The sequence below is a fragment of the Streptomyces sp. IMTB 2501 genome (assembly GCF_001953885.1).
In the GTDB taxonomy this organism is placed as follows: Bacteria; Actinomycetota; Actinomycetes; order Streptomycetales; family Streptomycetaceae; genus Streptomyces.
Window position 1 is genome coordinate 58,715 of record NZ_MQUS01000033.1, and the last position, 14,264, is coordinate 72,978.

A 14,264-nucleotide genomic window follows, 5' to 3' on the forward strand; every position below is an offset into this window, starting at 1 on the left:
CCCGACCAGTGCCGGGGCCAGCCACGTCCGAATGCGCCGTCGACCCGGTCCACCTGCGGGAGGCCGCCCGGTGGCGCTCGACCACCACCGGAGGAACTACCGAAAGACTTCCTAGCTAGCCCTCCAGGAACGCCACCAGCGCGTTCGCCAGGAGGAACGGGTCGTCGGCGCCGCACAGTTCGCGGACGCTGTGCATGGAGAGGATCGCCACGCCGATGTCCACGGTCCGGATGCCGTGCCGGGCCGCGGTGATCGGGCCGATCGTGGTGCCGCACGGCATGGAGTTGTTGGAGACGAACGACTGGAAGGGCACGTCCGCCTTCTCGCAGGCCGCGGCGAAGACCGCGCGGCCCGAACCGTCCGTGGCGTAGCGGTTGTTGACGTTGACCTTGAGGATCGGGCCGCCGTTGACGCGCGGGTGGTGCGTCGGGTCGTGCCGCTCCGCGTAGTTGGGGTGGACGGCGTGGCCCGTGTCGGAGGACAGACACACCGTGCCGGCGAAGGCGCGGGCCCGGTCCTCGTACGAGCCGCCGCGGGCGAACACCGAGCGCTCCAGGACGGATCCGAGCAACGGGCCGTCCGCACCGGTGTCCGACTGGGAGCCGTTCTCCTCGTGGTCGAAGGCGGCCAGCACGGGGATCCGGGTGAGCGGCGCGCCGGAGGTGGCGACGGCGGCCAGCGCGGCCACGCCCGCGTGCACCGACAGCAGGTTGTCCATCCGCGGACCGGCGACCAGGTCCCGGTCCCGGCCGAGGTAGGCCGGGGCCTCCACCGGGTGCGTCATCAGGTCCCAGCCGGTGACCGAGCCGGCCGCGAGCCCGGCCTCCTGCTCCAGGAAGGCGATCAGATCGCCGTCCCGCACATCGTCGCCGAGGCCCCAGACCGGCTGCAGATGGCGCTGCTTGTCGAGCTTGAGCCCCTCGCTGCTGACCGAACGGTCCAGGTGGATGGCGAGCTGCGGCACGCGCAGCAGCGGCCGGTCCACGTTGACCAGCACCGTGGAGCCGTCGCGCAGGCTCAGCCGGCCGGCCAGGCCCAGGTCGCGGTCGAGCCATGAGTTCATCAGCGGGCCGCCGTAGATCTCCACGGCGACCTGACGCCAGCCGTGCGCCCCGCTGTCCGGCCGCGGCTTGATCCGCAGGTTCGGGGAGTCGGTGTGCGCGCCGACGATGTGGAACGGTGTGTGCGCCTCGGTGCCCTCGGGGACGTACCACGCGATGATCGCGCCGCCGCGCAGCACGTACTTGCCGCCGCTCGACCCGTCCCAGGCGTCCGTCTCGGCGACCTGCCTGAAGCCTGCCTTCTCCAGCCGCTCGGCGGCGACTGCCACCGCGTGGTACGGCGACGGGCTGGCCGCCAGGAAGGACATCAGGTCGTCGGTGTGGCCGCGGTCGAAGCGGGCTGGTGCGCTCATGGGATTCACCTTAACGACGTGCACGGGCCCGCTCCCGGAAAGGGAGCGGGCCCGCACAGGGTATCTACAAGGGTGTTCTAGAACGCGGCCTCGTCCAGCTCCATCAGGTCCAGCTCGACGCCCTCGGAGACCTTGCGGGCGAGCGTGACGCCCGGCAGGACGTTCGCCGCGAAGAACTTCGCCGCGGCGATCTTGCCCGTGTAGAACGCCTGGTCCTTGGCGGAGGCCGAGGCCAGCTTCTCGGCGGCGATCGCGGCGCCCTTCAGCAGCAGGTAGCCGACGACGACGTCACCGGAGGCCAGCAGCAGGCGGGTGGTGTTCAGGCCCACCTTGTAGATGTTCTTGGTGTCCTGCTCGGTGGCGGCGAGGTCGGTCAGCATCAGGCCGACGATCGCCTCCAGCTCCACGGCCGCCTTGGCCAGGTGCTCACGGGCGCCGGCGAGCTCCTCGCCACCGGTGCCGAGCGCCAGGAACTTCTTGATGTCCTCCGCGAGGGAGTTCAGCGCGGCGCCCTGGTTGCGGACGATCTTCCGGAAGAAGAAGTCCTGGCCCTGGATCGCGGTGGTGCCCTCGTACAGGGTGTCGATCTTGGAGTCCCGGATGTACTGCTCGATCGGGTACTCCTGAAGGAAGCCGGAGCCGCCGAAGGTCTGCAGCGACTGCGCGAGCTGCTCGTAGCCCTTCTCGGAGCCGTAGCCCTTGACGATCGGCAGCAGCAGGTCGTTCAGCGCGTGCTCGGCGGAGGCGTCCTCGCCGTTCGTCTCCTTGACCTGGATCGCGTCCTGGACGGAGGCCGTGTACAGCACCAGGGCGCGCATGCCCTCCGCGTACGCCTTCTGCGTCATCAGCGAGCGGCGCACGTCCGGGTGGTGGGTGACGGTGACCTTGGGCGCGCTCTTGTCCAGGAAGTTCGCCAGGTCCGGGCCCTGGACCCGCTCCTTGGCGTACTCCAGCGCGTTCAGGTAGCCGGTGGACAGCGTGGAGATCGCCTTCGTGCCGACCATCATGCGGGCGAACTCGATGATGCGGAACATCTGGCGGATGCCCTCGTGCTTGTCACCGATGAGCCAGCCCTTGGCGGGGTGCTGGTCGCCGAAGGTCATCTCGCAGGTGTTGGAGGCCTTCAGGCCCATCTTGTGCTCGACGTTGGTGGCGTAGACGCCGTTGCGCTCGCCCAGCTCGCCGGTCTCGAAGTCGAAGTTGTACTTCGGCACCAGGAACAGGGACAGGCCCTTGGTGCCGGGGCCGGCGCCCTCGGGACGCGCGAGCACGTAGTGGAGGATGTTCTCCGACATGTCGTGCTCACCGGAGGTGATGAAGCGCTTCACGCCCTCGATGTGCCAGGAGCCGTCCTCCTGCTGGATCGCCTTGGTACGGCCGGCGCCCACGTCGGAGCCCGCGTCGGGCTCGGTGAGCACCATCGTGGAGCCCCACTGCTTCTCCACGGCGATCTTGGCGATGTGCTTCTGGACCTCGGTGCCCTCCTCGAAGAGGATGCCGGCGAACGCCGGGCCCGAGGAGTACATCCACACGGCCGGGTTGGCGCCCAGGATCAGCTCGGCGTAGGCCCAGATCAGGGAGCGCGGCGAGGTGGTGCCGCCGATCTCCTCGGGCAGGCCGAGCCGCCAGTACTCGGAGTCCATGAAGGCCTGGTAGCTCTTCTTGAAGGACGCCGGGACCGGCGCGGTGTTGGTCTCCGGGTCGAAGACCGGCGGGTTGCGGTCGGCGTCGGCGAAGGACTCGGCCAGCTCGTTCTCCGAGAGGCGGGTCATCTCCTCCAGGATGCTCTTGGCGGTGTCGACGTCCATCTCCTCGAACGGGCCGGTGCCGTACACCTTGTCGCGCCCCAGTACTTCGAAGAGGTTGAACTCGATGTCGCGGAGATTCGACTTGTAGTGCCCCATGGCCACGGCTCCGTAGAGGGATCGGCGAGGCACTGACTCCTCGCACCTAGTTCACGTACCAACAAGTAGCTACGATGATGCTACCCGTCGGTAATAAGAAGCAACCCCTATCGGCCCGAGTGTGAGAAGGGTCTACTCCTCCCTTAATTTCTTGCGGGCGCCGGTGCGCCGCTCTCGCTCGGTACGCTACGCCTATGTACGGATACGGCCAGCCCATGGATGGTGGCACTGCTCAGCAGTACGGCCCGTCCCAGCAGCAGATGCCGGGCGGTGTCGGCGGGTACGGCCAGCAGCCGCCGCTCTACCCGGAGCCGTCCCCGCCCTCGCTCGCGGACGCGGTGCGCGCCTTCACCACCGGGCAGATGTCCGCCGAGGACTTCCAGCAGATCTTCGCCACGTCGAAGGTCTACTGCCCGCGCGGCGACACCCCGGGCTTCCTCGCCCTGCACAACACGCAGCAGCCGGTGATCCCGATGTTCACCTCGCTCAAGGAGCTGCGCCGGTACGCGGGCAAGGAGTCCAAGTACTTCGTGATCACCGGCGCGGAGGTGATCGACCTGCTGCCCACCGGCTACGGCTGCGTCCTGGACATGGAGGGCGAGCACCGGATGGTCTTCGACGCGAAGGCGGTCGAGCAGATGGTCGACTTCGCGATGCGGCGCATGTACGGCTGACCGGTCCATCGCGCCTGTGCGAGCCCGGAGGGAATTCCCTCCGGGCTCTTTCTGTTGGGGGTTGGCAGAAAGTTCAATGCTCAACTAAAGTGGGCGCACAAGGAGGTACCAACCATGCCTGCAGTGACCGTCGAGAACCCGTTGACGCTGCCCCGGGTGACCGCTCCCGCCGACGCCGTGGCGCGTCCCGTGCTGGCCGTCACGACCGCTCCGAGCGGTTTCGAGGGCGAGGGTTTCCCGGTCCGCCGGGCGTTCGCGGGGATCAACTACCGCCATCTCGACCCGTTCATCATGATGGACCAGATGGGCGAGGTGGAGTACGCGCCGGGCGAGCCCAAGGGCACCCCGTGGCACCCGCACCGCGGCTTCGAGACCGTCACCTACATCATCGACGGGATCTTCGACCACCAGGACTCCAACGGCGGTGGCGGCACCATCACCAACGGCGACACCCAGTGGATGACCGCGGGCTCGGGCCTGCTGCACATCGAGGCCCCGCCGGAGTCCCTCGTCGTGTCCGGCGGTCTCTTCCACGGCCTGCAGCTGTGGGTGAACCTCCCGGCCAAGGACAAGATGATGTCCCCGCGCTACCAGGACATCCGCGGCGGCAGCGTCCGGCTGCTGACGACACCGGACGGCGGTGCGCTGCTGCGCGTCATCGCGGGCGAACTGGACGGCCATGAGGGCCCCGGCATCACGCACACCCCGATCACGATGGTCCACGCGACCGTCGCCCCGGGCGCCGAGGTCACCCTGCCCTGGCGTGAGGACTTCAACGGCCTGGCCTACGTCCTCGCGGGCCGCGGCAGCGTCGGTGCGGAGCGCCGGCCGGTCCACCTCGGCCAGACCGCCGTCTTCGGCGCCGGGTCCGCGCTGACCGTCCGCGCGGACGAGCGGCAGGACTCCCACACGCCGGACCTGGAGGTCGTCCTCCTCGGCGGACAGCCCATCCGGGAGCCCATGGCGCACTACGGCCCGTTCGTCATGAACACCAGGGAAGAGCTGATGCAGGCCTTCGAGGACTTCCAGAAGGGCCGCCTGGGGACGGTCCCGGCGGTGCACGGGATGACCGAGAGCGGCCCGCGGGGGCAGTAAGCCCCCGCCGATCGATCGAGGCAACTGGTTGAGCCGGTCGGTTGGGCCGACTGGTTGACGCGAAGCCCCGTCCGGCCCCCGGACGGGGCTTCGCGTGTGCCCTGCGCAAGACGGCGCGCCGACACGAATGGCCCAACTCCGCAAGGCGTCACCCCGATCGGCCCCATAGCGTCACAAATGCGCTGGTCGTTCCACGGCGCGCATTGAGTGGTCGCTCCTTGGTGGTCGACACCTCGCACTCAACCAGATCAGGAGACACATATGAGCAGTATCCGCAGGGCCATGGCATGTACCGCGGCCAGCGCCCTCCTCACCGTCGGCGGTGTCACGCTGGCCGCCCCCGCCCAGGCCCAGGCCCAGGTACCGACGGCCGTCGCCCAGCAGAGCGCGGCCACGGTCCTCGCCGGCAACGACAACGGCAACGGCAACGGCAACGAGAACTGCGGCCTCCTCGGCCTCGGTTGCCTCCTGCACGGCCTGCTCGGCGTCCTCTGAGGAAGCGCCGGCAGTACCTGACCGGTCATCGGGTGAGCGGCTGCCCTGCCCCGGGGCGGCCGCTCACGCCTGTGCCGGCCACGGCGCGGCGCGACGGCCCTCACCCGCCCGGCTCCGTACGGCAGGACACCCGCCGGTGCCCGTGATCCGCTGGACGGGTGCAGCTGTTGCCCGACCCCGTGCGCCGTGTCGCCGCCTGGTGTGCCGTGCTGCTGCTCGTCGCCGGGGTGGGGTGGGTCGCGGTGCGGTTGTGCGGCGAGTTCCGTACGGCCGTCACGCCGGTGCTGCTGGCCCTGCTCGGGACCGCGCTGCTCGGCCCGCTGTACCGGCGGCTCGTGCGGACCGGCGTGCAGGCGTCGGTGGCGGCCGGGCTCACCTGTGTCGCCGTCGTGGCCGTCGTCGGCGGTGCCGTGTACATCGTCGTCGCCGCGCTCATCGACACCGGCGACCAGATCATCGCCTCGCTCCGGGAAGCCGCCAAGTCCGTCTCCCAGCACTTCGGGGCCGCCGGCACCGGCCTGGACGACCTCGCCGCCAACTCCCGCAAGCTGCTGAGCAAGTTCGGCGGCACGGCCGCGTCCAACGTGATCAGCGGGGTCAGTGTCGCCGCCGAGAGCATCGCGATGGCGGTGCTCGCCCTGCTGCTCGTCTTCTTCTTCCTGCGCGACTCCCACCGGGCCGTCGAGACCCTCAGGTCCGTCGCGCCCGGCGACACCGCCGACACCCTGGAGGCCATCGCCCGGCGCGCCTTCGAAGCGGTGGAGGGGTTCATGCGCGGGACGACCGTCATCGCGCTCATCGACGCCGTGTGCATCACCGTCGGCCTGCTGATCCTGCGGGTGCCCGGCGCGATCGGGCTCGGCGCGCTCGTGTTCGTCGGCGCCTACATCCCCTATCTCGGCGCCTTCATCTCCGGCGCGGTGGCCATCCTCGTCGCCCTCGCCGACCGGGGCTTCGTCATCGCGCTGTGGGCGCTCGGGGTCGTGCTGGCCGTACAGGTGCTGGAAGGGCATGTGCTGCAACCGGTCATCCAGAGCCGGACCGTGCAGATGCATCCGGCCGTGGTGATGCTCGCCATCACCGCCGGGGCCTCCGTCGCGGGCATCCTCGGCATGCTCCTCGCCGTACCGCTGACCGCGGCCGCCTTCGGGGTCGTACAGGAGCTGCGGACCCGTTACGCGGCGCCCTCCGACTCCTCGTCCCCGGGCTCCTCGAACTCGGCCACACCGCCTCCCACGGCAGCCTCCGACTCGTAGAGCTCGAACCAGATGCTCTTGCCCTCGCCCCGCGGGTCCACCCCCCAGGCGTCCGCGAGCAGCTCGATCAGCATCAGGCCGCGGCCCGAGGAGGCCAGTTCGCCGGGCCGGCGCCTGTGCGGGAGGTCGTCGCCCGCGTCGGTGACCTGCACCCGCAGCCGTCGCTCCGCCGCCTCGCCGGTCACCTCGGCGAGCAGCAGCGCGTCGGCGTCGGTGTGGACGAGGACGTTGGTGACCATCTCGGACACCAGCAGCACCGCCGAGTCGACCTGTTCGGCGCCGGCCCAGTCGTGCAGCAGCTCGCGCAGGTGCTGGCGGGCCTCGGCGATCCGGTCCGGCTCGTCCTGCGCCACCGACAACAGCGTGCGCCGCACATGCGGCCGTACGGTCACTGTGGCGCCGCAGCCGCAGCCGTCCCCCGGGCGGCACAGCAGCACCAGCGCGATGTCGTCCTCGCGCCGGTCGGTCAGGGGGCCGACGGTGTGATGCGAGGACGGTCCGTGCACGCCCTGCACCAGGGCGTCGGCCAGCGACTCCAGATCGGCGCCCTCATCGAACCGGTGGGCTTCCAGGATCGATCGCAGCCGTCGCCAGCCGCTCTCCAGGTCGTGTCCGCCCGTCTCGATCAGGCCGTCGGTGCAGAGCATCAGCGTCTCGCCGGGCTCCAGCGTGAACCGGGTCGTCGGATAGTCCGCGTCCGGGTCGATGCCCAGCGGCAGCCCGCCCGCCGTCGGCCGCATCATCACCGTGCCGTCGGCCATCCGGATCGCCGGGTCCGGGTGCCCGGCACGGGCGATCTCCAGCCTGCCGGTCACCGGGTCGGCCTCCACGTATACGCAGGTCGCGAAGCGGAGATCGGTCATCTCGTCGTCATGGGTGACGCCGTGCAGAAACCGGGAGGCGCGGGAGAGCACGGCGTCCGGGCGGTGGCCCTCGGAGGCATAGGCGCGCAGGGCGATACGCAGCTGGCCCATGAGGCCCGCGGCCCGTACGTCATGGCCCTGTACGTCGCCCATGGCCAGCGCGATGCGGCCGGAGGGCAGCGGGATCATGTCGTACCAGTCGCCGCCGACCTGGAGGCCGCCGCCGGTCGGGATGTAGCGGGCGGCCACCTGCATCCCGGGTACATCGGGGCCGAGCGAGGGCAGCATGGAGCGCTGAAGGCCCGCCGCCAGTTCCCGCTCCGACTCGGTGACCTCCGCCCGGGACAGCGCCTGGGCGAGCATCCGGGCCACCGTCGCGAGGACGGCGCGCTCGTCGGGAGTGAAGGCCACGGGGTAGGCGAAGGCCGCCAGCCAGGCGCCCATCGTGCGTCCGGCCACCGTCAGCGGCAGAAAGGCCCAGGAACTGCGGCCGAAGTTCCGGGCGAGCGGCCAGGTCGCCGGGTAGCGGGCCTTGTACTCCTCGGGACAGGACAGATAGACCGCGCGGCCCGTGCGGGCGACCTGGGCCGCGGGATAGTCGGTGGTCAGCGCCATGTTCGAGAAGGGGCCCAGGTCGTCGGGCTGGTGCCCGTGCTGGCCGATGATCGTCAGCCGGTCGCCCTGCACCCCGAAGACCACCAGCCCGTCGGGGGAGAACCCCGGCATCGACAGGCCGCCGGCCACCCTCAGCACCTCCGCCGTGGATTCCGCCTCCGCCAGCGCCCGGCCCGCGTCCAGCAGAAACGCCTCGCGCGAGCGCCGCCAGTCGCCGGTGACCGCGCTGCGGGCTGCCCGGCTGCCCGGGGTCGGTTCGGTGACCTCCTGGAGGGTGCCGATCAACTGGTACGCGTGCCGCTCGGGGTCGTAGGACGGTTTCGAGCGGCTGCGGACGACCCGCAGGACGTTCCCCTGCTCGTCCATGATCCGGATGCGTACCTCGGCGAGCGTGCCCTCGGCGACCGCCAGCGGGACCACCCCGGTGATCTCGTTCCAGTCGGCCGGGTGCAGCCGGGCCCGGGTCTGGGCCTCGGTAAGGGTGGTCGCCTCCGCGGGCAGCCCGAGCAGCCGCGCCGCCTCCGCGTCGACGGTGACCGTTCCGGCGGCCGTGTCCCAGTGCCACAGCCCGGTCGCGAGGGCGGCGAGGACGTCCCCGAGGGCCGGGAGAGGCTCGCTTGTGCGCATTGCCCCACTTTAGGAAGATCCGGCCGAACGGTGCCACCGTAGAAACAGAGGATCCTGTACCCCCTGATATACGGAGGATCCTCCAGGGGGCGGCGCGGAAAAGGGTGGGGAGCCGATCTTGGGGTCCCCGGTACCCTTGGTGGGTCCGGGCCCCGTGCCCGTTCTCGCCGGGGAGAGCAACCCCGCCGCAGACCCACACACGAAGGACGATGAACGACGATGCATCGGTACAGGTCCCACACCTGCGGCCAGCTCCGCGCCTCTGACGTCGGCACCGACGTCCGGCTGAGCGGCTGGCTGCACAATCGGCGCGACCTGGGCGGCATCCTCTTCATCGATCTGCGTGACCACTACGGCATCACGCAGCTGGTCGCCCGCCCGGGCACGCCCGCGTACGAGGCCCTGGACACGATCTCCAAGGAGTCCACGGTCCGCGTCGACGGCCGCGTTGTTTCACGTGGAACAGAGAACGTGAACCCCGATCTGCCGACCGGTGAGATCGAGGTCGAGGTGGCCGAGGTCGAGCTGCTGGGCGCCGCCGCCCCGCTCCCCTTCACCATCAACGCCGAGGACGGGGTCAACGAGGAGCGGCGCCTGGAGTACCGCTTCCTGGACCTGCGCCGCGAGCGCATGCACCGCAACATCATGCTGCGTACGGCGGTGATCTCGGCGATCCGGCACAAGATGACGGCGCTGGGCTTCAACGAGATGGCGACGCCGATCCTGTCCGCGACCTCCCCCGAGGGCGCCCGTGACTTCGTCGTCCCCTCCCGGCTGAACCCGGGCAAGTTCTACGCCCTGCCGCAGGCTCCGCAGCAGTTCAAGCAGCTGCTGATGATCTCCGGCTTCGACCGCTACTTCCAGATCGCGCCGTGTTTCCGCGACGAGGACGCCCGCGCCGACCGCTCGCCGGGCGAGTTCTACCAGCTCGACGTCGAGATGAGCTTCGTCGAGCAGGAGGACGTCTTCCAGCCGATCGAGCAGCTGATGACCGAGCTGTTCGAGGAGTTCGGCAACGGCCGCCACGTCACCTCCCCCTTCCCGCGGATCCCGTTCCGCGAGGCGATGCTGAAGTACGGCTCCGACAAGCCGGACCTGCGCGCCAAGCTGGAGCTGGTGGACATCACCGATGTCTTCGAGGGCTCGGAGTTCAAGGCCTTCGCCGGCAAGCACGTGCGCGCCCTGCCCGTCCCGGCCGTCCAGGACCAGCCGCGCAAGTTCTTCGACCAGCTCGGCGAGTTCGCGATCTCGCTCGGCGCGAAGGGCCTGGCCTGGGTCCGCGTCGGCGAGGACGGGGCGCTGTCCGGCCCGATCGCGAAGTTCCTCACCGAGGAGAACGTCGCCGAGCTGACCAAGCGGCTGTCGCTGGCCCCCGGCCACGCCGTCTTCTTCGGCGCGGGCGACTTCGACGAGGTCTCGAAGATCATGGGCGCGGTGCGGGTGGAGGCCGCCAAGCGCGCCGGGCAGTTCGAGGAGGACGTCTTCCGCTTCTGCTGGATCGTCGACTTCCCGATGTACGAGAAGGACGAGGAGACCGGCGCGATCGACTTCTCCCACAACCCCTTCTCGATGCCGCAGGGCGGCCTGGAGGCCCTGCAGACCCAGGACCCGCTGGACATCCTGGGCTGGCAGTACGACATCGTCTGCAACGGCGTCGAGCTGTCCTCCGGCGCGATCCGGAACCACGAGCCGGAGATCATGCTCAAGGCCTTCGAGATCGCGGGCTACGACCGGGAGACTGTCGAGGAGAAGTTCGCGGGCATGCTCCGCGCGTTCCGCTTCGGCGCCCCGCCGCACGGCGGCATCGCGCCCGGCGTGGACCGTATCGTCATGCTCCTCGCGGACGAGCCCAACATCCGCGAGACGATCTCCTTCCCGCTCAACGGCAACGCCCAGGACCTGATGATGGGCGCTCCCACCGAGCTGGAGGAGTCCCGCCTGCGCGAGCTGCACCTGAACATCAGGAAGCCGCAGCCGAAGTAGGACACAAGCCATGCCGAAGGGCCCCGGACCACCCCGGTCCCGGGCCCTTCGCGCGCTCCCAGGCGGTCTCAGTCCCGTTCTTCGCCCGGCTCGCCCTCCGGGTCCGGGGACGCGCCGTCCTCCAGCAGTCGCTCGGCGATGTCGTCGGACCACTGCTGGGCCCAGGTGCGCAGCGCGGTGACCTGCTCCTCGGTCAGGCCGTACCGGAGGAAGTCCACGTCGGCGTAGAAGTCCGTGCCGGTCAGCCGGGACTGCAGGGTGGGCAGGTCGAACGGGTCGTGGGCGTGCCGGCGGCCCAGCTCCTCCAGTTCGGGCAGTGCGAACCGGGCGGCCGCGGCCCGCGCGTCGACGAGATCGACGGCCGCGCCCCGGTCGTACAGCGCCCGGATCTTCGTACCGACGGCGTCTTCGAGCGAGAGCGCCGGACCGTACTCGGTGAGTTCCGGCGGCTGCCAGAAGGCCTCCTTGTGCAGGGCCAGGACCGAGGACTCGCCACTCGGCGGGTCGGTGACCGTCAGCTGGGCGGTGAGCGCGGTGCCGGCCCCGGCCCGCACCGCCCGGCCGCGCGCCTCCAGGGACGCGCCGATGGCACCGGCGATCCGGTCCATCGGTTCGGCGCTCTCGGTGGCGAAGTCGAGATTGGCGTGCGGACGCCGCACCAGGCCGTGTGCCTGGAGGGCATAGCCGCCGGCGAGGACCAGACCGTAGGTGCCGCCCGCCGCGACGACGTCCGCCAGCAGCCGCCGGTGAGGTTCGGGGAGGTTCAAGATTTTTTCCGGGTTCCTGTCACACGGGAGCGGGCTGGGGGTTCAAAGGGGTGTCCGTAGCTCTTCGCCCGCTCGATGCTCGATGGGAGCCTCTCATGCGTACCGCTCAGATCGTCGTCACCCTGCTCGCCGCGCTGATGTCCGGTTTCTCCGGTGCCGTGTTGCTGATGCGGGCCCAGTGGATCGTGAAGGCGCTGACCGACTACCGGGTGCCCGAGGGGTGGTGGACCCTGCTGGGGGTGGCCAAGGCCGCCGGGGCCGTGGGGCTGGTGGTCGGGCTGTTCGTGCCGGTGATCGGGGTGCTGGCCGGGATCGGGCTGGTGGTCTACTTCGTCGGAGCCGCCGTCACCGTGGCGCGGGCGCGCTGGTACTCGCACATCCCGTTCCCGCTCGTCTACGCCGCACCCGTGGTCGGCGCGCTCGTCCTCGGGTTCCTCGGCTGAGCCGGGGCGTCCGGGATTCCCTCCGGTGAGCGGCAACTTCCTTCTGGGCGGCGGCCACTGAGGAGTCGTAAGGAACGTTCAGCACTCCCTAAGGACTCCTCCGTGGCTGTTCCCTCCCACCGCCGGTCCCTCCGCAAGCGGCGCACCCTCGCCGTGTCCGCCGCTGTCGTGGCCGCCGGCCACCGACCTGGTCGCCGCTTACAACGCCGCGAGCTCGAAGAAGATCAAGACGACCGTGAACTGGACGCCGACGCTCACGGCGGGCTTGGAGACGTCCGCGAAGAACCTGCGGGCGGAGCTGGCTACGACGACCGGTGCCGGGGTTCTCAAGTAAACCGGCCGGATCATGAGAAGGCGCCGAGCACATGGGCTCGGCGCCTTCTCATGGATCAGTTCCGCGCGATCAGCTCTCCTCGCCGCCGAAGCGCTCCTTGTACGCCGCCAGGTCCTCGTCCGTCAGCTTGGCGAACAGCACCGGCGGGACCGTGAACGGGGTGCCGACGGGGACCGCGGTCAGGGCCTTCGCCTCGTCCGTGGTGACCCAGCAGGCGGTGTCGTCCGCCAGGGCGAACGCCTCGCGCATCGCCTTCGCCGTGGCCGGGATCAGCGGCTCGGAGACCACCGCGTACAGGTGGATCAGGTTCATCGCCGTACGCAGCGTGAGGGCCGCGGCGTCCTGGTCGGTCTTGATCTGCAGCCAGGGGGCCTTCTCCTCCAGGTAGGAGTTGCCGGCCGACCACAGGGCGCGCAGGGCCGCGGCGGCCTTGCGGAACTGCAGCGCCTCCATCTGCTGCTCGTACTCGGCGAGCAGCCGGGCGATCTCCTCGCCGAGGCGGGCCTCCGCCTCGCCCGGCTCGCCGCCGGCCGGGACCTCCTCGCCGAAGCGCTTCTTGCTGAAGGACAGCACGCGGTTGACGAAGTTGCCGAGCGTGTCGGCGAGGTCCTTGTTGACGGTGGCGGTGAAGTGCTCCCAGGTGAAGGACGAGTCGTCCGACTCGGGGGCGTTGGCGATGAGGAAGTAGCGCCAGTAGTCCGCCGGGAGGATGTCCAGGGCCTGGTCGGTGAAGACACCGCGCTTCTGCGAGGTGGAGAACTTCCCGCCGTAGTACGTCAGCCAGTTGAAGGCCTTGACGTAGTCGACCTTCTTCCAGGGCTCCCGGACGCCGAGTTCCGTGGCCGGGAACATCACCGTGTGGAAGGGGACGTTGTCCTTCGCCATGAACTCCGTGTAGCGGACGGGGTTCTCGCCGGTGTCCGCCTCGTACCACCAGGACTTCCAGTCCCGGTTCTCCGGGTCCTGGTCGGACCACTCCTTCGTCGCGCCGATGTACTCGATCGGGGCGTCGAACCAGACGTAGAAGACCTTGCCCTCGGCGGCCAGCTCCGGCCAGGTGTCGGACGGGACCGGGACGCCCCAGTCCAGGTCACGGGTGATCGCGCGGTCGTGCAGGCCCTCGGTCAGCCACTTGTGGGCGATGGAGGAGGCCAGCTGCGGCCAGTCCTTGTCGTGCCGGGCGACCCATTCGCGGACCTCGTTCTCCAGCTTGGACTGGAGGAGGAAGAGGTGCTTGGTCTCGCGGACCTCCAGGTCCGTGGAGCCCGAGATCGCCGAGCGCGGGTTGATCAGGTCCGTCGGGTCCAGGACACGGGTGCAGTTCTCGCACTGGTCGCCGCGGGCCTTGTCGTAACCGCAGTGCGGGCAGGTGCCCTCGACGTAGCGGTCGGGGAGGAAACGGCCGTCGGTGGGCGAGTAGACCTGGCGGATCGCCCGCTCCTCGATGAAGCCGTTCTCGTTCAGCTTGCGGGCGAAGTGCTGGGTGATCTCGCGGTTCTGCGCGGAGGAGCTGCGGCCGAAGTAGTCGAAGGCGAGCGCGAAGCCGTCGTAGACCGCCTTCTGGGCGTCGTGCGCCTGGGCGCAGAACGTGTCGACCGGGAGCCCCTGCTCCTTCGCGGCCAGCTCGGCGGGGGTGCCGTGCTCGTCCGTCGCGCAGATGTAGAGGACGTCGTGGCCGCGTTGGCGGAGGTACCGGGAGTACACGTCCGCCGGGAGCATGGACCCCACCATGTTGCCCAGGTGCTTGATCCCGTTGATGTACGGAAGGGCGCTGGTGATGAGGTGTCGAGCCAT

The 14,264-nt window shown here is 70.0% G+C and carries 11 protein-coding genes and 1 pseudogene; 7 read left to right on the forward strand and 5 right to left on the reverse strand.

What is annotated here, in order from left to right; genetic code table 11:
• Window positions 1-115 precede the first annotated feature (115 nt).
• Both AV521_RS38380 and AV521_RS38385 read right to left on the reverse strand, forming a co-directional pair.
• A complete protein-coding gene (locus AV521_RS38380) occupies window positions 116-1,414 on the reverse strand; it encodes a M18 family aminopeptidase (protein ID WP_076095462.1) in 1,299 nt (432 codons plus the stop codon).
• A gap of 77 nt (window positions 1,415-1,491) precedes the next feature.
• Entirely contained in the window at window positions 1,492-3,318 is a 1,827-nt protein-coding gene (locus AV521_RS38385) for an acyl-CoA dehydrogenase (protein WP_076095464.1), read from the reverse strand.
• Between the two features lie 194 nt (window positions 3,319-3,512).
• On the opposite strand from AV521_RS38385, the gene AV521_RS38390 reads away from it, so the two are divergent.
• The 4 genes from AV521_RS38390 (at window position 3,513) to AV521_RS38405 (ending at window position 6,838) form a co-directional block, all read left to right on the forward strand.
• Window positions 3,513-3,992: an SseB family protein gene (locus AV521_RS38390; protein WP_076095466.1), complete on the forward strand. Its 480-nt coding sequence runs from the start codon at window positions 3,513-3,515 to the stop codon at window positions 3,990-3,992.
• Between the two features lie 114 nt (window positions 3,993-4,106).
• Entirely contained in the window at window positions 4,107-5,087 is a 981-nt protein-coding gene (locus AV521_RS38395; RefSeq protein ID WP_076095468.1) for a pirin family protein, read from the forward strand.
• A gap of 261 nt (window positions 5,088-5,348) precedes the next feature.
• The gene (locus AV521_RS38400) at window positions 5,349-5,582 is read left to right on the forward strand and encodes a hypothetical protein (RefSeq protein WP_143658729.1); all 234 of its coding nucleotides are present in this window, start codon (window positions 5,349-5,351) and stop codon (window positions 5,580-5,582) included.
• Between the two features lie 158 nt (window positions 5,583-5,740).
• Entirely contained in the window at window positions 5,741-6,838 is a 1,098-nt protein-coding gene (locus tag AV521_RS38405; protein ID WP_076095472.1) for an AI-2E family transporter, read from the forward strand.
• On the opposite strand, the gene AV521_RS38410 is transcribed toward AV521_RS38405, so the two are convergent.
• Complete coding sequence (locus AV521_RS38410; protein ID WP_076095474.1) at window positions 6,757-8,943, reverse strand: SpoIIE family protein phosphatase; 2,187 nt, start codon at window positions 8,941-8,943, stop codon at window positions 6,757-6,759. The genes AV521_RS38405 and AV521_RS38410 overlap by 82 nt on opposite strands.
• A 219-nt stretch (window positions 8,944-9,162) precedes the next feature.
• Between AV521_RS38410 and aspS the strand changes: the two genes are divergently transcribed.
• On the forward strand, window positions 9,163-10,926 hold the full coding sequence (gene aspS, locus AV521_RS38415) for an aspartate--tRNA ligase (protein WP_076095476.1): 1,764 nt from the start codon (window positions 9,163-9,165) through the stop codon (window positions 10,924-10,926).
• Between the two features lie 68 nt (window positions 10,927-10,994).
• Here the strand turns inward: aspS and AV521_RS38420 are convergent, their stop codons facing one another.
• The gene (locus AV521_RS38420) at window positions 10,995-11,693 is read right to left on the reverse strand and encodes a hypothetical protein (RefSeq protein WP_076095477.1); all 699 of its coding nucleotides are present in this window, start codon (window positions 11,691-11,693) and stop codon (window positions 10,995-10,997) included.
• Window positions 11,694-11,788: 95 nt separating this feature from the next.
• Here AV521_RS38420 and AV521_RS38425 point away from each other — a divergent pair, with 95 nt between their 5' ends.
• Window positions 11,789-12,136 carry a DoxX family protein gene (locus tag AV521_RS38425; RefSeq protein ID WP_076095479.1) on the forward strand — a complete coding sequence of 116 codons (348 nt, stop codon included), beginning with the start codon at window positions 11,789-11,791 and terminating at the stop codon, window positions 12,134-12,136.
• A 178-nt stretch (window positions 12,137-12,314) separates the two neighbouring features.
• Window positions 12,315-12,470 (forward strand): annotated as a pseudogene (locus AV521_RS51675) (pectate lyase); the annotation flags it as partial.
• Between the two features lie 69 nt (window positions 12,471-12,539).
• On the opposite strand, the gene metG reads toward AV521_RS51675, so the two are convergent.
• On the reverse strand, window positions 12,540-14,264 hold the full coding sequence (metG, locus tag AV521_RS38430; RefSeq protein ID WP_076095481.1) for a methionine--tRNA ligase: 1,725 nt from the start codon (window positions 14,262-14,264) through the stop codon (window positions 12,540-12,542).